21 protein-coding genes, 1 tRNA gene and 1 pseudogene are annotated in these 19,978 nt (G+C 63.4%); 14 read left to right on the forward strand and 9 right to left on the reverse strand.

Annotated elements, in window-relative coordinates; genetic code table 11:
- Positions 1 to 34 precede the first annotated feature (34 nt).
- From GGD65_RS32080 to GGD65_RS32090, 3 genes are all read left to right on the forward strand, one after another.
- Positions 35 to 922, forward strand: coding sequence for a hypothetical protein (locus tag GGD65_RS32080; protein ID WP_183237861.1), 888 nt, complete (start codon positions 35 to 37; stop codon positions 920 to 922).
- A gap of 17 nt (positions 923 to 939) precedes the next feature.
- Positions 940 to 1,311 (forward strand): dimethylsulfonioproprionate lyase family protein, encoded by a 372-nt coding sequence (locus GGD65_RS32085; RefSeq protein WP_183237862.1) that lies wholly within the window; start codon positions 940 to 942, stop codon positions 1,309 to 1,311.
- A 125-nt stretch (positions 1,312 to 1,436) separates the two neighbouring features.
- Positions 1,437 to 2,393 carry a tripartite tricarboxylate transporter substrate-binding protein gene (locus GGD65_RS32090; RefSeq protein WP_183237863.1) on the forward strand — a complete coding sequence of 319 codons (957 nt, stop codon included), beginning with the start codon at positions 1,437 to 1,439 and terminating at the stop codon, positions 2,391 to 2,393.
- A gap of 57 nt (positions 2,394 to 2,450) precedes the next feature.
- Here GGD65_RS32090 and GGD65_RS32095 read toward each other — a convergent pair whose 3' ends face one another.
- On the reverse strand, positions 2,451 to 2,744 hold the full coding sequence (locus GGD65_RS32095) for a GYD domain-containing protein (RefSeq protein WP_018316453.1): 294 nt from the start codon (positions 2,742 to 2,744) through the stop codon (positions 2,451 to 2,453).
- Positions 2,745 to 2,850: 106 nt separating this feature from the next.
- Entirely contained in the window at positions 2,851 to 3,204 is a 354-nt protein-coding gene (locus tag GGD65_RS32100) for a VOC family protein (RefSeq protein WP_183237864.1), read from the reverse strand.
- A gap of 142 nt (positions 3,205 to 3,346) precedes the next feature.
- Here GGD65_RS32100 and GGD65_RS32105 point away from each other — a divergent pair.
- From GGD65_RS32105 to GGD65_RS32115, 3 genes are all read left to right on the forward strand, one after another.
- A tRNA-Arg gene (locus GGD65_RS32105) sits at positions 3,347 to 3,423 on the forward strand.
- Positions 3,424 to 3,686: 263 nt separating this feature from the next.
- The gene (locus GGD65_RS32110) at positions 3,687 to 4,814 is read left to right on the forward strand and encodes a DUF2252 family protein (protein ID WP_183237865.1); all 1,128 of its coding nucleotides are present in this window, start codon (positions 3,687 to 3,689) and stop codon (positions 4,812 to 4,814) included.
- A 130-nt stretch (positions 4,815 to 4,944) separates the two neighbouring features.
- Positions 4,945 to 6,084, forward strand: coding sequence for an amidohydrolase/deacetylase family metallohydrolase (locus GGD65_RS32115; protein WP_183237866.1), 1,140 nt, complete (start codon positions 4,945 to 4,947; stop codon positions 6,082 to 6,084).
- A gap of 116 nt (positions 6,085 to 6,200) precedes the next feature.
- On the opposite strand, the gene GGD65_RS32120 is transcribed toward GGD65_RS32115, so the two are convergent.
- The gene (locus tag GGD65_RS32120) at positions 6,201 to 7,316 is read right to left on the reverse strand and encodes a hypothetical protein (protein ID WP_183237867.1); all 1,116 of its coding nucleotides are present in this window, start codon (positions 7,314 to 7,316) and stop codon (positions 6,201 to 6,203) included.
- Positions 7,317 to 7,669: 353 nt separating this feature from the next.
- Entirely contained in the window at positions 7,670 to 8,815 is a 1,146-nt protein-coding gene (locus GGD65_RS32125; protein ID WP_018316447.1) for an acyl-CoA dehydrogenase family protein, read from the reverse strand.
- A gap of 126 nt (positions 8,816 to 8,941) precedes the next feature.
- Between GGD65_RS32125 and GGD65_RS32130 the strand changes: the two genes are divergently transcribed.
- On the forward strand, positions 8,942 to 9,619 hold the full coding sequence (locus tag GGD65_RS32130; protein WP_183237868.1) for an alpha/beta family hydrolase: 678 nt from the start codon (positions 8,942 to 8,944) through the stop codon (positions 9,617 to 9,619).
- A gap of 3 nt (positions 9,620 to 9,622) precedes the next feature.
- On the opposite strand, the gene GGD65_RS32135 is transcribed toward GGD65_RS32130, so the two are convergent.
- The gene (locus GGD65_RS32135; protein WP_183232091.1) at positions 9,623 to 10,597 is read right to left on the reverse strand and encodes a ketopantoate reductase family protein; all 975 of its coding nucleotides are present in this window, start codon (positions 10,595 to 10,597) and stop codon (positions 9,623 to 9,625) included.
- 148 nt (positions 10,598 to 10,745) lie between these two features.
- Between GGD65_RS32135 and GGD65_RS32140 the strand changes: the two are divergent.
- A pseudogene (locus tag GGD65_RS32140) lies at positions 10,746 to 11,545 on the forward strand (enoyl-CoA hydratase-related protein).
- A gap of 34 nt (positions 11,546 to 11,579) precedes the next feature.
- On the opposite strand, the gene GGD65_RS32145 reads toward GGD65_RS32140, so the two are convergent.
- From GGD65_RS32145 to GGD65_RS32155, 3 genes are all read right to left on the reverse strand, one after another.
- Entirely contained in the window at positions 11,580 to 11,828 is a 249-nt protein-coding gene (locus GGD65_RS32145) for a hypothetical protein (protein ID WP_183237869.1), read from the reverse strand.
- A gap of 44 nt (positions 11,829 to 11,872) precedes the next feature.
- The gene (locus tag GGD65_RS32150) at positions 11,873 to 12,145 is read right to left on the reverse strand and encodes a hypothetical protein (RefSeq protein ID WP_179732087.1); all 273 of its coding nucleotides are present in this window, start codon (positions 12,143 to 12,145) and stop codon (positions 11,873 to 11,875) included.
- A gap of 148 nt (positions 12,146 to 12,293) precedes the next feature.
- Entirely contained in the window at positions 12,294 to 13,178 is an 885-nt protein-coding gene (locus tag GGD65_RS32155) for a LysR family transcriptional regulator (protein ID WP_183237870.1), read from the reverse strand.
- A gap of 111 nt (positions 13,179 to 13,289) precedes the next feature.
- Between GGD65_RS32155 and GGD65_RS32160 the strand changes: the two genes are divergently transcribed.
- From GGD65_RS32160 to GGD65_RS32175, 4 genes are all read left to right on the forward strand, one after another.
- Entirely contained in the window at positions 13,290 to 14,654 is a 1,365-nt protein-coding gene (locus GGD65_RS32160; RefSeq protein WP_183237871.1) for an FAD-dependent oxidoreductase, read from the forward strand.
- Between the two features lie 35 nt (positions 14,655 to 14,689).
- Positions 14,690 to 15,694: an ABC transporter substrate-binding protein gene (locus tag GGD65_RS32165; protein ID WP_183232077.1), complete on the forward strand. Its 1,005-nt coding sequence runs from the start codon at positions 14,690 to 14,692 to the stop codon at positions 15,692 to 15,694.
- 187 nt (positions 15,695 to 15,881) lie between these two features.
- Positions 15,882 to 16,655, forward strand: a complete 774-nt coding sequence (locus GGD65_RS32170; protein WP_018316439.1) for an ABC transporter ATP-binding protein — start codon at positions 15,882 to 15,884, stop codon at positions 16,653 to 16,655.
- Positions 16,648 to 17,469 carry an ABC transporter permease gene (locus GGD65_RS32175; RefSeq protein ID WP_026201672.1) on the forward strand — a complete coding sequence of 274 codons (822 nt, stop codon included), beginning with the start codon at positions 16,648 to 16,650 and terminating at the stop codon, positions 17,467 to 17,469. The genes GGD65_RS32170 and GGD65_RS32175 overlap by 8 nt, the downstream gene beginning before the upstream one ends.
- Positions 17,470 to 17,590: 121 nt before the next feature.
- Here the strand turns inward: GGD65_RS32175 and gtdA are convergent, their stop codons facing one another.
- Entirely contained in the window at positions 17,591 to 18,631 is a 1,041-nt protein-coding gene (gene gtdA, locus GGD65_RS32180) for a gentisate 1,2-dioxygenase (RefSeq protein ID WP_183237872.1), read from the reverse strand.
- Between the two features lie 180 nt (positions 18,632 to 18,811).
- On the opposite strand from gtdA, the gene maiA reads away from it, so the two are divergent.
- Both maiA and GGD65_RS32190 read left to right on the forward strand, forming a co-directional pair.
- Entirely contained in the window at positions 18,812 to 19,444 is a 633-nt protein-coding gene (maiA, locus tag GGD65_RS32185; protein ID WP_183237873.1) for a maleylacetoacetate isomerase, read from the forward strand.
- Positions 19,434 to 19,946, forward strand: coding sequence for a MarR family winged helix-turn-helix transcriptional regulator (locus GGD65_RS32190; RefSeq protein ID WP_183237874.1), 513 nt, complete (start codon positions 19,434 to 19,436; stop codon positions 19,944 to 19,946). Before maiA ends, GGD65_RS32190 begins: the two co-directional genes overlap by 11 nt.
- The last annotated feature ends 32 nt before the right edge of the window (positions 19,947 to 19,978 follow it).

Raw genomic sequence — 19,978 nt, forward strand, 5'->3', positions numbered from 1 at the left:
TCTCTCATGCTTTTTGATGCTGAGGCTACTTTACATGATGAGGAATTACGCGATCGTCCTGCCCAGCTTCCTCCTTCTGTGGATGTCCGGAAGCGACGAGGTCAGCTCGGCGAAAATGCGCGAGGCGACCAACACTCATCCCACGCCGGCGATCGGCACTGTCGCTTTGACGGATGCGGAACGGCGGATGACGGAGGCGACCTATGCAAAGGTAACGGGGCTGTCCCGAGGTGAGGTGGGAAAGCGCTTCGCGGCAAGTGGTGTCTTGCGATGTCCCGGCGGAGCCAGCAGCGCTCAAGTCACCGGAGCGCGCGACGTGATCACGACGGTGGCTCACGCGTTTCGGGACGCTTGCAAGCCTCATACGTCACCAGAGAAGTGCATATTCGAATACTATTTGGGAGCGGAGAAGCGGATCATTCCCTTGTCGGCAGCTCTATGGATGGGCACCTGCGTCGATGCTGCACCGAGGCAGGGCAGCGTCGATTGGGCCGTCGCAAGACTTAGATTTCCCGCAGATGTGACGCCGTACGAAATATATGAGCAGCCCGAAACTCTCGTGGAGCTGGAGCGTGTTCTGGCAGTTGTCGGTTATGATATCGAAGCCACAGGAAAGAGGGACAAGGACGGGCCGTTCAACAAGACGATCCAGGAGTGCCAAATCCGCGACGTGAGGGATTGGCAGACATTTGAAACGAACTGCGAGTTCGAGTTCGGGGCATCAGGAAGCGCCCTCTTTCGCCAGTGGGGCCGTCGAATGACTTTGCTTGGCGTCGTTTTCGGGGACTATCACGACGAAGAATATTGTCCACGAGGCGGCTGCGAGTTCAAGAGCCGGAAATGGTCGAGCTTGTTTGTGACCTTAAGGGGCGAGTTCAAAGACCGGCTCGTGGCCGCCGTACGTCAGTCGGCAGCAAGATGAAACGAAGGGAGAATGACGTGAGTCAGAAGGAAGAATTCCACAATATCAATGATCCCAGCGACGGGCTGTTCCGCGAGCTCGCGGCGGGGGTGACCACGCGCATCTTCTCCGGCGAGCAGGCGATGCTGTCGGTGGTGACATTGGCGCCGCATGCGCAGGGCACGCTGCACCATCATCCCGAGGAGCAATGGGGCGTGCTGCTCGATGGCTCCGCCATCCGCGTCCAGGGCGATGAGGAAATTGCCGTGACGAAGGGCGATTTCTGGCGCACCCCGGGCAATGTGCCGCACACCATGCGCGCCGGCCCCAATGGGGCCCGGGTGCTGGACATCTTCAGTCCGCCTCGGCCAGAATACAAGAAAGCGGGGTCGGGCTTCGGGACGACTTAAGCGCTTCGCGCTTAGGGTATTTTCTTGAGCATGATCTTATCGGAAAACCGCTGCACACTTTTCCGGATCATGCTGTAGCGCCAAAGAGCAAAAGCCGGGCGCTGAAACCAAAAAGGGAGGGGACCATGACGATCACACGACGCACGCTGCTGGCTGCACCAGCCATTCTCGCATTGACGCCGGCGATGGCGCAGGCCGGCAAGATCACGCTGGTGGTGCCGTTTCCGCCGGGCGGCTCGACCGATGCGATGGCGCGGCTGCTGCAGGCCAGCCTGCAAACCAAGCTCAGTCGCATCGTCGTAGTCGAGAACAAGTCGGGCGCCGCGGGCGCGCTCGGCGCGGCGCAAGTCGCCAAGAGCCCGGCGGACGGCACCTCGTTCCTGGTGACGTTCGATTCCCATGCTGTGATTCCGTCGATCCTCGACAAGCCGCCGGTCGACGTCGAGCGCGAGCTGATGCCGGTGCTGCTGATCGGCACTGCGCCCTATGTGATCGCCGCCGGCGCCGGCCGCCCCTACAAGAGCTTTGCCGATGTGGTGGCCGCCTGCAAGGCGACTCCGGGCGCGGTGAAATATGCGTCCGTCGGCATCGGCACGCTCGGCCATCTCGCCATGACCGTGCTCGGCAGCAAGGCCGGGGTCGAGATCATGCACGTGCCCTATCGCGGCGGCGGGCCGGCCATGAACGACGTGCTCGGCGGCCATGTCGATCTCATCGCGGGATCGGCCGCGCTGGTCGCCGCCCAGCTTGGCACCAACATGCTGCGTCCGATCCTGCAGCTCGGCCGCGAGCGGCTGCCGGCCTTGGGGGATACGCAGACCGCGATCGAGGCGGGCTTTCCCGATTTCGAGACGCTGGCCTGGTGGGGCATCTTCGCGCCCGCAGGCACGCCGCCCGATATCGTCGCAGCCTTCGCGGCGGCGTCCAAGGAGATACTGAGCGAGCCCGCGACCGCCGCCCAGCTCAAGGACACCCAGCACATGACGCTGCTGCTCCAGGACGGCGCCGCCTTCAAGACCTTCTTCGACAAGCAGGTCGCCACTTGGGGCAAGGTCGTGAAGGACAACAATATCAGGGCGTGAGAGGCCTCTGCCCGGGATTGCCATCCCGGGTCCGGTGCGCTCGCGCGGGCCTGAGCGTCAGAGCATCTTGCCGACGATCTTTGTCATATCCGCTGCCGAAAACGCGCGCAGCGTTTCGGTGCGGACGTTGCCGAGTGCGCTGAGACTCAGGCTGAGCGACATCGCGGCAGCCTCATCTGGAGCCTCGAGAACGGTCACAACGTCATATCGGCCCTGCGTCCAGACGATCTCTTTCACAGTCACGCCGAACGTTTTGGCCATCTCCTTGAAGGCGTCTGCCCGCTTCGGCGAGTCCTTGACGTTGCGGACTCCCTGATCCGTGAAGTTCGACAGCACAACATAGGTTACCATGGTCGTCCTCCCTGGTTAGAACTTGAGGAAACCGCGCTGAGCTTGCCACGGCGGCTGAGACAGCGCTACTTGCGCGTTGGAACGTCAGCAGATGCGACTTATTCGGTCAGGACAACGGCCGTGCGAAACTGAGCTCATGGCCGTCGGGGTCGGTGAGATGGAAGTAGCGCTCACCCCATTCCGCATCGCGCGGCGTGGTCGACGGCTGCCACCCGGCAGCGCGCGCCTGTGCGTAGGTCTCGTCGACATCGGCCACGTAGAAGATGACGCGGCCCCACCAGGACCAGCGCTTGTCTTCCGGTTGCGCAGTCAGATTGAGATAGCCGCTGCCGGCGCGGAAGCTCGTGAATGCGGCGGCTTCGCCACCATACAGGAGCTCGAACCCCAGCGATCGGTAGAAGTGCACGGCGAGCTCCATGTCATGCGTGCCGAGCGTGATGGCGCTGATGCTTTCGATCATGTGAGCTGCTCCGCTGAGGGGGGCCCGGCAGCGATTGTATAGCCGCCCCGTTCAGGTTGACGATGGTCTGGCCCGCCTGACGGCTGGCGAACCGCATTTTGCTCTGCTATGACGGGATCGAACCCGTACCCACGGGTTCCGCGGTCCCGTAGCTCAGCCGGATAGAGCGACGGTTTCCTAAACCGTAGGTCGGAAGTTCGAGTCTTCCCGGGATCGCCAATATCTCAGATACTTGACGTGATTGCGGGCCGCCCCCAGGGGGCTTGCGTGCGCCTTCCCCAATCCTTCGGCTTCGCCCTCGTGTTCGCCCGTCATCCCGCCGCTGACGATGGCGAGGTCATGTCGTCCCGGCTAGCGGAAGGGTAGCGGCGGGGCTATCCTGCTCGCTTTGTAATTGAAGATCTGGACGCCCTGCGCAGCAGCTCGCAGCAATCATTTCCACAGGGCTCGCTCATCATCACTCGCTTCAGGAAGCTCTGGCCGTGATCAAGCAAACGTCAAACAGAAGCGGCGGGATCGAGCCGCGTTCATTTCTGGACGACAACAAGGCGTTCGAGCGCTGGCTGCGTTCCCAATGCACTGTCGTCGAGCCCGACCTCGACGAAAAGCACAAGAAGATGAAAGATGACCCGTTCGTCTTCCTTCGTGCAACTTTCTTCCGCTGGGCCAGGTGTATCGAAGCGCTCTGCCCGGAGTTGAAGGACGCGCCGCGGGTGCCGTCCGTGGGCGACACTCATATCGAGAATTTCGGCACCTGGCGCGACGCGGAGGGACGTCTCGTCTGGGGCGTCAACGATTTCGACGAGGCCGCGAGCATCGCCTATCCCTTCGATCTCGTACGCCTGGCGACGAGCGCGCGGCTGGCGCCAAAGGCCAGGAAAAAGAAGGCGAGGGCCATGACCCATGTCGGCAATGGCGACGCCGCCATGGCGATTCTCGATGGTTACAAGAAGGGTCTCAAGAAGCCGCTGCCCTCGCTGCTGGATGAGCAGGCGAGTTGGATGCGCGCTTATGTGGCATGCACCGACGAGGAACGTCAGGAGTTCTGGGACGACGTGAAGAACTACCCGCGGGCGAAGCCACCGTCCCCTGTTGCCGCAGCCCTCCGCAAGAAACTACCACCCGGCGCCTCATCCGGTCGCTTCGCGACGCGCGTGGCAGGTGTCGGCAGCCTGGGCCGGCCCCGTTTTCTCGTCATCGCCGACTGGTGCGGCGGCCAGATCGTCAGGGAAGCCAAGGCGCTGGTGCCGTCGGCCTGGGATTGGGCGCACGACCAGCAGGGCAAGCTGCGCTTCCTTGACCTCGCCAAAGCTCCGTATCGAGCTCCCGATCCACACCTCGCGCTCGAACGTCGGAGCGGCTTCGTGATCCGGCGCCTTGCGCCCGACTCCCGCAAGATCAATCTCGGGGATCACGCGAACATGAGCCTGGAGCTCGATCTGCTCAACGTCATGGGCTTCGACATCGGCGCCATTCATGCCGCCAAGGGTGCATCGGAGAGGATCGCTGCAGATCTGAGCAAGCGCGACAATGATTGGCTCCATGCCGCTGCAAAGGCCGCCGCCGCATTCGTCGAGGACGATTTCAGGGCGTGGCGCAGGCACGGTTGACCGGCGAGCGCCGGCCCCGTTCTCGATTGTCCCTGTGCTTTGCTCGATTGGTGCAAGATTTGCTATAGGCCATTGAAAGAGGCAGGAAGCGGCTTGGCCCGCGCCCGCCATGCCACGTCCGGAGACAAAAATGACTTTCGACTTGATCCTGCGCGGGGGCCGAGTGATCGACCCCTCCCAGAAGCTCGATGCCGTGATGGACGTCGCCTTTGCCGGTGGCAAGGTGGCGGCGGTCGGGACCGGGCTCAAGGCGGATCCGGGCACGGATGTGCGCGACGCTTCGAAATACATCGTGACGCCGGGGCTGATCGATCTCCACACCCATGTCTATTGGGGCGGCACCTCGCTCGGCATCGATGCCGAGGAATTCTGCCGCCTTTCCGGCGTCACTACCGCGGTCGACACCGGCAGCGCCGGACCTGGCAATTTCGCCGGCTTCCGCAAGCATGTGATCGAGCCGAGCCAGGTCCGCATCCTCGCATATTTGCACGTGTCGCATGCCGGCATCTTCGGCTTCTCGCACCGGATCATGGTCGGTGAAAGCGAAGAGTTGCGGCTGATGAACCCGATCGAGGCGGCCAAGGTGGCCGATGCCAACCGCGACCTCATCGTCGGCATCAAGGTGCGTGTCGGCCTGCACTCCTCGGGCACGTCGGGGGCGGTACCGCTCGACATCGCGCTCGAGGTTGCCAACGAGGTCGGCATGCCGCTGATGGCGCATATCGACCATCCGCCGCCGAGCTATGAGGAGGTGCTGGCACGCCTCCGTCCCGGGGACGTGCTGACCCATGCGTTCCGCCCGTTCCCGAACACGCCGGCAACGGCGCAAGGCACGGTGAAGAAGGCGGTGCTGGACGCGCGCGAGCGCGGCGTGCTGTTCGACATCGGCCACGGCAAGGGCTCGTTCGCGTTCAAGACCGCGCGCGCGATGCTCGCGAACGGCTTCTATCCGGATACCATCTCCTCCGACATCCACCAGCTCTGCATCGACGGCCCCGCCTTCGACCAGGTCACGACGATGTCGAAGTTTCTGTGCATGGGCATGGAGCTATCCGACGTGATCGCAGCCTCGACGGTGAATGCGGCGATGGCATTGCGCCGCCCCGAGCTCGGCAGCCTCAAGCCCGGCTGCGTCGGCGACGCCACGCTTGTTGCGGTCAGGCAGGGCCAGTTCGACTACGAGGACGTCGTCGGCGAGCATTTGATCGGCGACCGCAAGATCGTCTCCGAAGGCGTCGTCATCGGCAGCCGCTGGTGGCATCCGAACTGAGCGCTACACGTGGGGAATCGGGAGCGTACCTCGCTGCTGCCGTCGCGCCATTCGGCGCGACGAGCTTGCCAAGACGGAAGCGCGACCGACCGTGTTCTTCGATGCCCCGGAACGCGCTATTTGAGCTTATTCGCAATGCTGTCGAACGTTGCGAATACGGGTTCGATGGCGTACCCGGCGAGAAACGACAGAGCAAAGGCAGACACCGAACTCTGCGACAAGACACCGCCGAAGCCGATGGCGACGCCTGCTAGAGCTCCTAGTGTTACGCGGACTAAATTGCGAATTCCGGACGTGCTAGAATATGAGCTGCTTCTAATCTGCTCTGATAGCATCCGGACAACGTAGGCACAGGAGCCAGTCAATCCCAATAAAATGGGCAAGATGGTTGCCCTGATCATGCTTCCAACATCTTGCGCGCGCTGAGTTATGGGTTGGGCGCGACGCGACAATAATCGATAGTTGTCGACCGTATCTTGCACGACGTCCAGTCTTGTCGGAATGCCGCCATCACCTTTTTCGTAACAGAATGACGATTTCGAGAATTCCTTGTCTCTTTCGCAAGTGGGAAAACGCTTCCAGTTTAGGTAAACGACTGAATCGGTTTTCGCATAAAGTGTATCTGCGTTGGCATACAATGTCGGCAGTGCACTCGCTAGTTTTCCAGCAGCATTTCGGTACTCGGCATCCTTCTGCAGTTCCGCTTTTCCAGGAGCAACAAAGTCGTCGTCTTTGGTGAGACCTTTATCCCTCAAAATTGAAATCTGCTTCACGATATCGTCTGCTATCGGATCTGTCGCCTTCACCAGGTTTTTCACGTCGTCGTTTATGGTTGTGGTATTTGACGTGAGAAACATTAGCGTTGCCGAAACGATCAACAACACGAACAGAAGCGACATGTACCAAAATGCAGCGCGCTGTGGGGCGGTCGTCATCGCCCCCGCCGGCGCAAGCCAGAATCTGGATGGGATTTGGTCCGTGCTCGTAATGAGCGTATCGGTGTTGACCGGACTTATGAGCGAACAAAGCGAATTGAAGCTGATCCAGAACTTTGAAGCTATTGCCGGCGTCCAACCGTTAGCTGAGTGTGCATCCAGACTTTCTTGAACAGTCGTTATAACTTCGGCCAGGGCTTTTTTCTTTTCGTTGTCCGTTATCGTTTGGGCGGCAAACTTTATCAATGGACCGCATTGTTTGAAGGTTGAAATCTCTAGATCACTTGCAGTAGCCATGGATGAAATCCTTTGGTGTTAATGATCAGCTCATCGAAAAAATGCTGTTTGGAATAAAGAATTGATATTCGCGAGCAATTTTATGAAAAGTAACCTTGAGATGCAAGCGCGATTGGGCCCCAGACGTTCGCAGAGGGCCGCACCGACTTAGTCTGAGAGCAGCCCAGCTGTCATGGCCTGGTCGAGCACCCGATCGCGGCCGCAGGTCGCCCGGAGCGAGGCGCCATTGGGCGGCTGCTGGTGGCATCCGATTGAGCATCGCGCGTGCAAGAAGAACGTTGATGCCTGGGACCAGGCCGGGCATGACGACTTATCGTTGCTCTTGCTCATTCTGCTCGGAGTTGCCGGGATACCTACAACGACCTCGCGATCAGCAGCTTCATGATCTCGTTGGTGCCGCCATAGATCTTCTGGATGCGGGAATCGATGAAGATGCGCGAGATCGGGTATTCCTGCATGTAGCCGTAGCCGCCGAACAGCTGGAGGCATTCGTCGGCGGTCTCGACCTGCTTCTCCGAGCACCAGTATTTCGCCATCGACGCCGTGACGGTGTCGAGATCCCCGGCGACCAGGCGCTCGATGCACCAGTCGACGAAGACGCGCGCTATCATGGCTTCGGTCTTGCGCTCGGCGAGCTTGAAGGCGGTGTTCTGGAAATCCATCAGGGGCTTGCCGAACGCTTTCCGCTCCTTGGTGTAGTCGGTGGTGAGCTTGACCGCGCGCTCCATCGAGGCGACGGCGCCGACCGCGAGCGCAAGGCGCTCCTGCGGCAATTGCTGCATCAGCTGGACAAAACCCTGGCCTTCCTCCTTGCCGAGCAAATTCTCGGGCGGCACGGTGACGTTGTCGAAGAACAGTTCCGAGGTGTCGGAGGCATGCAGGCCGATCTTGTCGAGGTTGCGCCCGCGCTTATAGCCGTCCGCGCCTGCGGTCTCGACCACGATCAGCGAGATGCCCTTGGCGCCGGCGTCGCCGGTGCGCGCGACCACGATGACGAGATCGGCGGCCTGGCCGTTGGTGATGAACGTCTTCTGGCCGTTGATGACGTAGGAATTGCCCTGCTTCTTCGCCGTGGTCTTGACGGCCTGCAGGTCCGAACCAGTGCCGGGCTCCGTCATGGCGATGGCGCCGACCATCTCGCCCGAGGCCATCTTCGGCAGCCAGCGCTTCTTCTGCTCCTCCGAGCCGTAATTGAGGATGTAATGCGCGACGATGGCGCTGTGCACGGAGACGCCGGTCGTCATCTCCGGCACCGTGCTTTCGAGATCGTCCAGCACCGCCGCGTCATAGGCGAAGGTGGCGCCCAGGCCGCCATATTCCTCCGGGACGCTCGCCAGCAGCGCGCCCATCTCGCCGAGGCCGCGCCAGGCGAAGCGGTCGACCATCTTCTGCTCGCGCCATTTTTCGGCATGCGGCGCCAGGTCCTTGGCGAGGTATTTCCGGAACTGGTCGCGAAAGACGTCGAGCTCTTCGGTCATCCAGGAGGAGCGGTAGGACATGGTTACCTCGGTTGATGCGCAGTTCCGGCTTGGTAGGCCAGCCGGGCGCGGCAATTATTGTGTTTTCAGGCTGCGCCGGTGACGCTACCAAGGCGGCCGGAAACGCGTCTGTCGGGATGATCGATTGTGGCTGTCAAAACTCAAGAGCTCAAGCTCGACATCGAAAACATCGGCACGGTGTCAGCGATCCTGACGCAGCCTGACGGCGCGAGGGCCTGTTACGTGCTGGCACATGGTGCGGGCGCCGACATGCGGCATGCCTTCATGGCGAAGACCGCAGAAGGACTCGCGGATCGCGGCATCGCGGCGCTCCGCTTCAATTTCCTCTACATGGAAGAGAAGAAGGGGCGCCCCGACCAGCCGGCGGTCGCGCACTCCGCCATCCGTGCGGCGGTCGCGGAGGCGGCGCGGCTGTGTCCAGAGGTGCCGCTTGTCGCCGGCGGAAAATCGTTCGGCGGGCGCATGACCTCGCAGGCGCAGTCGAAGGCGCCGCTGCAAGGCGTCAAAGGGCTCGCCTTCCTCGGCTTCCCCCTGCATGCCGCCAAGAAGCCGTCGTCCGAGCGTGCCGAGCACCTCGCGGGGGTCACGATCCCCATGCTGTTCCTGCAGGGCACGCGGGACGGGCTTGCCGATCTCGGCCATCTCAGGCCCGTCGTCACGGCGCTCGGCGCGAAGGCGACTCTGCACGCGGTCGAAGGCGGCGATCATTCCTTCGCGGTGCTGAAGAAGTCCGGCCGGACGAATGAAGAGGCGCTCACAGAAGTGCTCGACACGCTCGCGGCCTGGATTGACCAACTCGCCTGAGCTTCACGCCGCATAAAGCCCCTTGTCGCGCGCCTTCTGGATTGCCAGCGCGGCGATCAGGTCGAGCGTCGGCGTCGACAGGCCGGCGGTGCGCGCGAAGGCGGCGGGCGCCCTCACCAGCACGTCGATCTCCATGGCGCGGCCAAGCTCGTAATCCTGCAGCAGCGAGGGCTTGTGGTTGGGGGCGGGCCCGCTGCGCGTTACGCGCTTGACCTCGGGAATGAAGTGCTGGGCGATGTCGTTGGCCTCGTTCAGCATGCGCGGGATGACCTCCGCAAAGGCGGCATCGTCGCGCACGCCGCGTGCGGTCTGGCCTGTCAGCAGGCACAGCACCGACAGCGACATGTTGGTCAGCAGCTTTGACCAGATCGCCTCGCGGATTTCGGCGACCGGCGGTGATTCCAGCCGCGCGTCGTTGAAGACGCCGCGAAGCCTGGTGATGCGCTCGCAATTGCGGTCGTCGCATTCGCCGATCAAGAGGCGGTTTCGGTCCGGGGTGAGGTTGTGCACCACGCCTGGCGCCGTCACCTCGTTGGAGGAGAAGACGACGCCGCCGATGATCCGCTCCTTCGGGATGCAGCTGCGCAAGCGCCCGCCGGGATCGAGGAAGGAAATGTCCGGCGGTGTCGGATGCCGCGGCGGCAGGCCGATCCCGTACCACCAGGGAATACCGTTCTGGGCAAAGACGATGGCGGTGTCGTCCTGAAGCAGCGGCTTGATGCTGGCGACCAACCCCGGGAGCGCGGTGGCCTTCAACGTCGAGATCACGACGTCCTGCGGCCCGAGCTGGGCCGGATCGCCCGAGGCGTTCACCTTGGCGGAGACCTCGGAATCACCGACGCGCAGTTTGAGGCCACCTGCCCGGACCGCCTCCAGATGCGCCCCCCGCATCACGCACGAAACGTCATGACCGGCGCGCGCCAGCCGGACCGCGATGTGGCTGCCGACGGCGCCCGCGCCGAAAATGCAGATGCGCATGATGATTCCGTCCTGTCCCTTGGTGCCACCGGGCGGCAGCATGACACAAGCCGCCATGCGATGGACGCGGCCGCCCCACGCTGGAAAGATATGGATCGGCATGCGCTGCATCGGCCATAGTGCGCAGCAAACAACCGGAGGATCGCCGATGACTGCCAGCCCCGTGCTGTGGACCCTCGATGAGCGTGGGGTTGCGACCGTCACGTTGAACCGGCCGGAGGTCAACAACGCCTATGACGGCGCGTTGATCGCGGGCGTGCTCGCGGCGATGGACGATCTCGGCAAAAAGCCGAATCTTCGCGTCGTCGTGCTGAGGGGAACGGCAAGCATTTCCAGGCCGGCGCCGACCTGAAATGGATCAACGGCGTGCGGCCGCAATCGGCAGAGGCGAACGAGGCGGCCTCGCGCGCGACCTTCGAAGCCGTGCAGCGGCTCAACACGCTGCCGATCCCGACGGTCGCTTTGGTGCAAGGCGGCTGCTTCGGCGGCGGCACCGGCGTGATCGCGGCCTGCGACGTCGTGATCGCCGCGGACAATGCCCTGTTCTCGATCACCGAGGTGCGCTGGGGCCTGACCGCCGCGATCATCATCCCGCAGCTTTGCGACGCCATCGGCGTCCGGCAAGTGCGGCGTTACGCGCTGACCGGCGAGCGTTTCGGCGCTGAGGACGCCCGCCGCATCGGCCTTGTCCACGAGGTGGTGCCGCTCGCCGATCTCGAAGCCGCAGGCGCGAAGGTCGTCGAGCAGCTGCTCGCCAACGGACCGGAGGCGATGTCCGAGACCAAGAAGCTCGCGCTGGAAAGCTCGTTCGGCGGCATGGCGGTGGACGATGCCGCCTACACGCGGCTCGTGCAGCTGCATTCACTCAAGCGCCAGAGCGCGGAGGCTGCAGAAGGGCTGGCCTCGTTCGCCGAGAAGCGGGCGGGGAATTGGAGTGGTGGCTCATGAAGCCTGCAGGCCTCCGGCCTTCCTTGACTATCGCTTATGTCTGTCGAGGAGCGGACCGACCTTCGACCTCTGCTACCTCTGCACTCTCAAAGATACCCTCGGGAGGAAGCTGTTGCCAACCTTCGGCAATGACTTCATCTTCATGTTCCGATCTATACGAGTATTCTTCAGCGAAGGTGAAATGCCCATCGTCGCGCTGTAGTATTGCGATACGCCGTTGCTCCGGTTTCCCCGTAGAGGGAGAGACGATCTCTATCGGGTCCAACACCTTCACCAGCTTCATTTTGTGGTCTCAGCAATCGCCAATATGAAGGAAATGCGGTCCGCTCAGCAGCCGCGGCAGATGTTGTTGATGCTGCGATAGACGGCGTCGTCGTCCTGCCGCATCTGGCGCAGCGTTTCGAGTGTTTGGCCGTCATTGGCAGGCGCAACGGGCTTGCGCTTTGCGGCGAGTTCGTCCTCCTGCCGCTTGTAGCAGGCTTCACGCTCGGGTTTGGTTTGAATGAAGCGGCAGTTCTGCTCCAGGGCCGAGGCAGCGGTGGTTGAGATCGCGAGAGCGGTCAGGGCGGGCAAGGCGAATTTCAAGAGTAGCGAATCCATGCGGGCACTTCTGTCAGGTCTGTCATTCCCGGGCAACCGTCTTTTGGCGGGCGTGTAGCCCGGATGAAGCGAAGCGTAATCCGGGGCCGGTGTCCCCGCATTCCGCTGCGCTCCATGCGGGCTACGGCCCTCTCACAAATGATCCGGCCTACAGCGATGGCGCCAGTGACGTTTTCAGCAGCGTCAGCAGCGCCTGCACCGCCGCTGCGTTGCGGCGCCGCTCGGGGATCGCGGCCTTCACCCACAATTCCGGAATCGGGAAGTCGCGCAGCACCGGCTTGAGCGTGCCGTCGCGCAAGGCATCCGCGACGAGGTAATGCGACATCAGCGCGATACCATTGCCGGCGATCGCGCTGCGCGCCAGCACATGGCCCTCGTTGGAGGAGAGCAGCGGACTGACCTGGATGCTGATGCGGCCGCGCGGTCCGTCGAAGATCCATTCCGGGCCGGTGGGCAGAAAGCTGAGGCAGCGATGCTCGACGAGATCGCGCGGATGCTTTGGCGTGCCGTGCTTTTTCAAATAAGCGGGCGAGGCGCAAAGCAGCCGCTTCAATGCGCAGAGCGGCTCGTCGACGACGCCGCCGAAGGAATGCGGGAAGGCGCCGATGGCGATGTCGAATCCTTCGGTGACGGGATCGACCGGGCGATCGATCAGCACGATGTCGAGCTTCAGCTTCGGGTTCTGGGTCTGGAACGCGCTGAAGGCGTCGGCGAGCCGAGCGACGGTCAGCGAGGTCGGTGCCTTGATGCGCAGGTGATCGACGAGATCGTGGCCCTTCTCGCCCATGCGTGAGAGCAGGTCGGTCGCATCGGTCACCACGCCGCGTGCGCGATGCACATAGCGCTGTCCGGCCTCGGTCAGTCGCAACTGCCGGGTCGAGCGGTGAAACAGTGCCGTGCCGATCCGCGCCTCGAGCTGCGTGACGCGTTTTGCCACCACCGAGGTCGAGACATTGAGTTTGCGTGCTGCGGCCGAGAAGCCGGCGGCATCCGCGGTGGCGAGAAAGGCTTGCAGGTTCACGAGGATGTCCATGTCGACCTTTCTCGATTTGCAAAAGCTGATCGCGTATTTTGGTGGATTGTACCTCGGTGCGAGCTAATTCATAGTCGCTCCCAAGCAAAGGAATTTGGGAAGGGACGCGCCATGCGGGCCACAATGATCGAAGAACCGGCACGCCAGGTGCCGCTCTATGGCGAATATGAAGTCGTCGTCCTCGGCGGCGGCCCGGCCGGCATCGTGGCTGCGGCTTCAGCGGCGCGCGCGGGGCGAAAGACGCTGCTGGTCGAACGCTACGGCTTTCTCGGTGGCATGGGCACCGCGGCCGGTGTCACAAATTTTTGCGGTCTGCATGGCAATGTCTACGGTCAGGCCCATCGCCTCGTGCAGGGCATGGCGTCCGAGCTGCTGGCGCGGATCGATCGGCTGAACGGCCTCAACACCCCGCATCTGATTCTCGGCAAGGTTTTTGCGCAGGCCTATGACACCGCGGCCTACAAGATCGCGGCCGATCAACTTCTCGCAAGCCACAGGGTGCACATCCTCTTCCACGCGCTCGGCGCCGGCGTCGTGATGGGCGACAACAGCCGCATCGACGCGCTGATGGTCGAGACCAAGGCCGGCCGGCAGGCGGTGCGATCGGAGATTTTCATCGACTGCTCCGGCGATGGTGACCTCGCGGTCTGGGCCGGCGCACCGTTCGAGATCGGCGACGCGCACGGCCATCCCATGTACCCCTCGATGATGCTCCGTCTCAACGGCATCGACCCCGACAAGGCCGGCGATGCCTGGCGCACCATCCCGCAATTGATGGAGAAGGCGCTCGCGGCCGGCACGCACACATTCCCGCGCAAAAGCGCGATCGTGCGGCCGCAGAAATCCGGGATCGAATGGCGGGTGAACTTTACGCAAGTGGCGCGCGAGGATGGCCACGCCATCAACGGCGTCGAGCCTGACGATCTCACCCGCGGCGAGATCGAGGGCCGCAAGCAGGCGCTCGCCGCGTACGAGTTCCTGCGCACCGTGCCGGGCTTTGAAAAATCCTACATCGTCGATTTGCCGCCGCAGCTCGGCATCCGCGAGACCCGTCGCATCCAGGGCGGCTACCAGCTCAGCGGCGAGGACGTGCTCGGCTGTGCCTCCTTCGAGGATTCCATCGGCGTCAATGGCTGGCCGATCGAGGCCCATGTTCCCGGCGACGTCGTCTTCACCTTCCCGCCGATCCCGGAATCGCGCGGCTATAACGAGCTGCCCTACCGCATGCTGGTGCCCGAAGGCGTCGACAACCTGCTGGTTGCCGGCCGCTGCGCCTCCATGACCCATGAGGGGCAGTCGGCGGCGCGGGTCTCCGGTGCCTGTTTCGTGATGGGCGAGGCGGCCGGTTCCGCCGCTGCGCTGGCGCTCTCCGGAAACCGGATCCCGCGCGAAATCCCCATTGAAAAGTTGCAGGAAACGTTGAAACAACAGGGCGCCTTCATCGGACGGGACCAGCCGGTGCCCGAGGGCCTGTAACGGACTGCAAGATAAACGACGGCGGAGGAAACGGGATGATCGGAATTGCGCGGCTCGCGGCAGCCAGTCTTTTGGCGATCATGGCGATGGGCACAGCCCATGCCGAGGATGCGCTGAAGGCCAGGATCGGCGTGCTCCGTCTGTCGTCCTCCGCGCCTGTCTTCATCGCGCAGGACAAGGGCTATTTCCGCGAGGCCGGCCTCGAGGTGGAGCTGAAATTCTTCGACGCGGCGCAGCCGATCGCGGTCGCGACGACCTCGGGCGACGTCGATTTCGGCATCACCGCCTTCACCGCCGGTCTCTACAATCTCGCCGGCAAGGGCGTGCTGAAGGTCATCGGCGGCATGAGCCGCGAGAAGCCCGGCTACCCCCTGATCGGCTATTTCGCCAGCAACAACGCTTACGCGGCCGGATTGAAGACGCCGAAGGATCTTGCCGGCAAGCGCGTGGCGATGACGCAGGTCGGATCCAGCTTTCACTATTCGCTCGGCCTGCTCGCCGACAAATACGGCTTCAAGCTTGCGGACGTGAAGATCGTGCCGCTGCAATCGCTGTCGAATGCGGCGGCCGCACTGAAAGGCGAGACCGTCGATGCGGCGCTGTTGCCGATCTCGACCGCGCGCAAGCTCACGGATGAAGGCGGCGCGAAATTCTTAGGGTGGGTCGGGGACGAGACGCCCTGGCAGCTGGGTGCGGTGTTCGCCTCGCCGAAGACGCTGACCAACAAGGCGCTGGTGACAAAGCTGCTCGGCGCACTCGCCAAGGCCGACCGCGAATATCACGACGTCATCCTCGCCGCGATGAAGGACGGCGTCGCCCCGATCAACGACAAGACCAAGCCGCTGCTGGAGATCATCGCGAAGTACACCAATCTCCCGGTCGAGCAGGTGGTCGGCAATTGCGCCTATATCGATCCCGACGGCAAGCTCGACGTGAAGAACGTCGACAACCAGATCAAATGGCTCCAGGAGCAGGGCTTTGCCGACAAGGGTTTTGACGCGAATGCGATCATCGCGAAGGACTATGTGAAGGCGGATTGATGCCCCGTACTCCCAACTATCCCCGTCACCCTGAGGTGCCCACCTTGCGGCGTGCCGCAAGGTGGGCCTCGAAGGGCGTACGGCCCGGATGCGCCTCGGCCGTTCATCCTTCGAGGCTCTCATCGCGATGCATACGCATCGCAATGCTCGCACCTCAGGATGACGGGTTGAGAGTTGAAGGTTCCCCATGGACCTGATCGCCAACCACATCTCCCACCGCTTCGGCGACCTCGCCGTGCTCGACGACGTCTCCTTCACGGTGAGCGCCGGCGAGGTGGTGGCGATCGTCGGGCCCTCCGGTTGCGGCAAGAGCACGCTGCTGTCCATACTGGGTGGCCTGTTGCAGCCGACCTCCGGCGCGCCCGAGCTGCGCGGCGCGCCGCCGGCGGACAGCCTCAATCCGCTCACCTTCGTGTTCCAGGATTTTGCGCTGCTGCCCTGGGCGAGCGTGGAGGAGAACGTTGAATTCCCTTTGCTGCACACCCAGCTCTCGGCCACGCAGCGCCGCGCGCTGGTCGACGATGCCTTGCGCCGCACGGGCCTGACCGATTTCCGCAAAACCTACCCAAAGCAGCTCTCCGGCGGCATGCGCCAGCGCGTCGGCATCTCGCGCGCGCTCGCGGTGAAGCCCGCCATTCTGCTGATGGATGAGCCGCTGTCGGCGCTGGATTCGCAGACCCGCGAACTCCTGATGGAGGATTTCGTCCGCCTGCTCGCCGATGGCGGCATGGGCGCGGTCTATGTCACCCATAATCTCGAAGAGGCCGCGCGGCTGGCCGATCGCATCGTGGTGCTGTCGCGGCGGCCCGGCCGCATCCGCGAGGTCGTGACGGTGCCGATGACGCGCAGCGAGCGCGGCGAAGCTGCGGCGCGCGAAAAACTGCTGGCGCTGCAGAACCAGATCTGGTCGCTGATCCGCAACGAAGCCATCGATGCCGAGCGCGAGGTCCAGCATGCTTGATCGCGCGGCGGCTGACACGGCGAAGGATAGCGCGACGCGGCGCGTTCGCTTTCGTGGCGCAGGCTTCGTGCCCGCGTCGAGCCGTTTCGGCGGCTGGATCGCGCTCGCTTTCGTCATCGCGATCTGGCAGGCGGCGGGCAGCACCGGCCTCGTCAATCCCCTGTTTCTGCCTGCGCCGTCGGCGATCGCACGGGCGATCTATCAGCTCGCGATCTCAGGCGCGCTCTGGCAGCATCTGTCGGCCTCGCTGCTGCGCATCGGCGTCGGCTGGCTGCTGGGGACGGCGGCCGGCGTCGCCGTCGGCTTTGCCATCGGCCTGTCGCGGCTGGCGCGCAGTGTCGGCATCACCTTCATCTCGGCGCTGTTCCCGATCCCGAAGATCGCGCTGCTGCCGCTGTTGATCCTGTGGCTCGGCATCGGCGAAGAGCCGAAGATCGCGACGATCGCGCTCGGCGTGTTCTTCTCGACCGCGATCTCGGTCTATAGCGGCGTCGATGCGGTGCCGCGCAACCTCATCCGCATGGCGCAGAGTTTCAATGTTCCCTTCGCCACCATCGTGCGCAAGGTGGTCTGGCCCGGCGCGCTGCCCGCGATCCTCGCCGGCTTCCGCATCACCGCCTCCGTCGCGCTGCTCCTCGTCGTCAGCGCCGAGATGATCGGCGCCCAATACGGCATCGGCGCCTTCGTGCTCCAGGCCGGCAATCTGATGCAGACCGATCAGCTGCTCGCGGGCGTGGTGATTTTGTCGGTGTTCGGGTTGGCGGTCGGGAAGGTGATCGGCTGGCTGGAGCTTAGGCTGTTGCACTGGCGGTAGCCACAATCCGCGCTGCCGTAGGGTGGGCAAAGCGTAAGCGTGCCCACCATTCCTTCATGAGTCGCGAAGACGTGGGCACGGCGCAAGTGCGCCTTTGCCCACCCTACGAGACCGGCGTGCCTCACGCGTTCCCGCGATCTTCGCGGAACAAATCCAGCTTCTGCTGCACCGGACGATCCGAGAAGCTGAACAGCACGGCATCCTCATCCGCTTCGTGCGTGACCCATTGCCAGCTCGGCACCACGAACAGATCGCGCGGGCCCCATTCGAACACGGCATCGCCGATGCGGCTGCGGCCACGGCCTTCGATCGGACAGAACACGGTGGCATCGGTCGAACGATAGCGCGCGGTGTTAAAACCTTTGGGCAGCAGCTGGATGAACGTGCCGATGGTCGGCATGGCGAAATCGCCGGTCTCGGGGTTGCTGAACTTCAGCTTCAACCCGTGGCAGGCGTCCCACTCCTGGCTCGTCCTGGCTTTCTCCAGCGCCTCGCGGGTGTAGGCGTAGGGATAGCTGAAGATCGGCGAGGTCTTCGAGCTCCGCTTGACGTCGACCGGCAGCAGGTTGTGGCCGTAGCGGGCAAAGCTGTCGCCGGCCGGTCTCGTAATCTTCTGCTGGTCTTCCTTGGAGCCTTCGGCAAAGGAGCAGTCGAAGAACTGCACCAGCGGAATGTCGAGGCCGTCGAGCCAGAACATCGGCTGATCGGTCTCGTTGGAATGGTCGTGCCAGGTCATCGACGGCGTGATGATGAAGTCGCCGGGCTCCATCGCGGTGCGCTCGCCGTCAACCGCGGTATGCGCACCCTTGCCTTCGAGCACGAAGCGCAGCGCCGACTGGCTGTGTCGGTGCGCCGGCGCGACGTCGCCGGGCACCACCATCTGCACGCCGGCATAGAGTGAGGTCGTGATCTTGGACTGGCCGCGCAGGCCGGGATTCTCCAGCACCAGCACGCGCCGCTCGGCTTCCTTGGCGGTGATCAGCTTGCCGGCCTCCGTCATGTAGTCGCGGATGACGTCAAATCTCCAGAGGTGCGGCCGGCAGGCGCTTTTCGGCTCCGGTGTGATCAGATCGCTCATCACCGTCCACAGCGCGGTGAGATTCTCGCCGTCGATCTTCTTGTAGAACGCCTCGCGTTCCGGCGTCTTGGTCACGGCTTCCATGGCGGCGCTCCCGTTCGTTTGTTGATTGACAGTATACTGACGATCTAGGTAGCGTCAATGTGACGGATAGTGATAAGGCTGTCTTTCCGGGGCACGCGAAGCGTGAACCCGGGACCTCGAGATTCCAGGTTCGGTGCCGGCGCATCGCCCCGGAATGACAAAAAAGCAGGGAGGGTTCCGATGAAGCTGCACGGCTATTTCCGCTCCAGCGCTGCCTATCGGGTGCGGATCGCGCTGAACCTCAAGGGCCTTGAAGCCGAGCATCTGCCGCATCATTTGCGCAAGGGCGAGCAATGCGCGCCCGCTTATCTCGCCATTAACCCGCAAGGTCTCGTGCCGACGCTGGAGAACGACGGCGGCGCGGTGCTGACGCAATCGGTCGCGATCATCGAATGGCTCGACGAGACCCATCCCAATCCGCCGCTGCTGCCGAAGGATCCGCTGCGGCGTGCCAAGGTGAGGGCGTTCGCGCTGGCGATCGCCTGCGACACCCATCCGGTGCAGAACCTGAAAGTGCTGGGCCGGCTGCGCGAGCTTGGCTTGCCCGAAGAAAAGGTCCAGGACTGGGCCGCCTGGGTGAACCGCGAAGGGCTGTCGGCTTGCGAGACTCTGATCAAGGACGAGCCCGGCCCGTTCTGCTTCGGCGATGTGCCGACGCTCGCCGATCTCTGCCTGGTGCCGCAGCTCGCCAATGCCCGCCGTTTCGGCGTCGACGTGTCGGCCTATCCGCGCCTGCTCGCGGCAGAGGCGGCCGCAAAGGCGCTCGCCGCGTTTGCCAATGCCGCACCGGAGAAGCAGCCCGATGCCGAGTAAGCCGCCTCCGCCGATCACGATCGACGCGGTCTATGCCGCGCCGGGCTATCTGTTCCGGCGCATGCAGCAGATCGCGGTCTCGATCTTCATGGAGGAGTGCAAGGCGTTCGATCTGACCCCGGTGCAATATGCGGCCCTGATCGCGATCCACACCCATCCCGGCATCGACGCGACGCGGCTGTCGGCGGTGATCGCCTTCGACCGCTCCACGCTCGGCAGCGTGATCGAGCGTCTCCAGGCCAAGGACTATGTCGAGCGCAAGCCGGCGCTGGAAGACAAGCGGATCAAGCTGCTTCATCTGACCAAATCCGGCGCCGCGATCCTGCGCGAGATCATCCCCGCCGTCGAACGCGCCCAGGCGCGGATGCTGGAGCCGCTGAAGCCCGCCGATCGCAAGACGCTGATGGGGCTCTTGGTCCAGCTCGTCGATCTCAACAACGAGGCCTCACGCGTGCCGCTGCGGGCCGAGGATGCGCTGGAGCATCTCGGGAAGGCGGGTTGAGGAGGGGTGTGAGGCGATGTTCGCGCCCGACA

The organism is Bradyrhizobium sp. CIR18, from assembly GCF_014198295.1.
Classification (GTDB): Bacteria; Pseudomonadota; Alphaproteobacteria; order Rhizobiales; family Xanthobacteraceae; genus Bradyrhizobium.

Coding starts and splice junctions, on each gene's coding strand:
- GGD65_RS32095 (WP_018316453.1), bottom strand. CDS start 2,744: ATGGTAACCTATGTTGTGCTGTCGAACTTCACGGATCAGGGAGTCCGC.
- gtdA (WP_183237872.1), bottom strand. CDS start 18,631: ATGGAAGCCGTGACCAAGACGCCGGAACGCGAGGCGTTCTACAAGAAG.
- GGD65_RS32150 (WP_179732087.1), bottom strand. CDS start 12,145: ATGGATTCGCTACTCTTGAAATTCGCCTTGCCCGCCCTGACCGCTCTC.
- GGD65_RS32155 (WP_183237870.1), bottom strand. CDS start 13,178: ATGGACATCCTCGTGAACCTGCAAGCCTTTCTCGCCACCGCGGATGCC.
- GGD65_RS32165 (WP_183232077.1), top strand. CDS start 14,690: ATGATCGGAATTGCGCGGCTCGCGGCAGCCAGTCTTTTGGCGATCATG.
- GGD65_RS32175 (WP_026201672.1), top strand. CDS start 16,648: ATGCTTGATCGCGCGGCGGCTGACACGGCGAAGGATAGCGCGACGCGG.
- GGD65_RS32190 (WP_183237874.1), top strand. CDS start 19,434: ATGCCGAGTAAGCCGCCTCCGCCGATCACGATCGACGCGGTCTATGCC.
- GGD65_RS32090 (WP_183237863.1), top strand. CDS start 1,437: ATGACGATCACACGACGCACGCTGCTGGCTGCACCAGCCATTCTCGCA.
- GGD65_RS32100 (WP_183237864.1), bottom strand. CDS start 3,204: ATGATCGAAAGCATCAGCGCCATCACGCTCGGCACGCATGACATGGAG.
- GGD65_RS32145 (WP_183237869.1), bottom strand. CDS start 11,828: ATGAAGCTGGTGAAGGTGTTGGACCCGATAGAGATCGTCTCTCCCTCT.
- GGD65_RS32135 (WP_183232091.1), bottom strand. CDS start 10,597: ATGCGCATCTGCATTTTCGGCGCGGGCGCCGTCGGCAGCCACATCGCG.
- GGD65_RS32120 (WP_183237867.1), bottom strand. CDS start 7,316: ATGGCTACTGCAAGTGATCTAGAGATTTCAACCTTCAAACAATGCGGT.
- GGD65_RS32160 (WP_183237871.1), top strand. CDS start 13,290: ATGCGGGCCACAATGATCGAAGAACCGGCACGCCAGGTGCCGCTCTAT.
- GGD65_RS32080 (WP_183237861.1), top strand. CDS start 35: ATGATGAGGAATTACGCGATCGTCCTGCCCAGCTTCCTCCTTCTGTGG.
- GGD65_RS32115 (WP_183237866.1), top strand. CDS start 4,945: ATGACTTTCGACTTGATCCTGCGCGGGGGCCGAGTGATCGACCCCTCC.
- maiA (WP_183237873.1), top strand. CDS start 18,812: ATGAAGCTGCACGGCTATTTCCGCTCCAGCGCTGCCTATCGGGTGCGG.
- GGD65_RS32125 (WP_018316447.1), bottom strand. CDS start 8,815: ATGTCCTACCGCTCCTCCTGGATGACCGAAGAGCTCGACGTCTTTCGC.
- GGD65_RS32170 (WP_018316439.1), top strand. CDS start 15,882: ATGGACCTGATCGCCAACCACATCTCCCACCGCTTCGGCGACCTCGCC.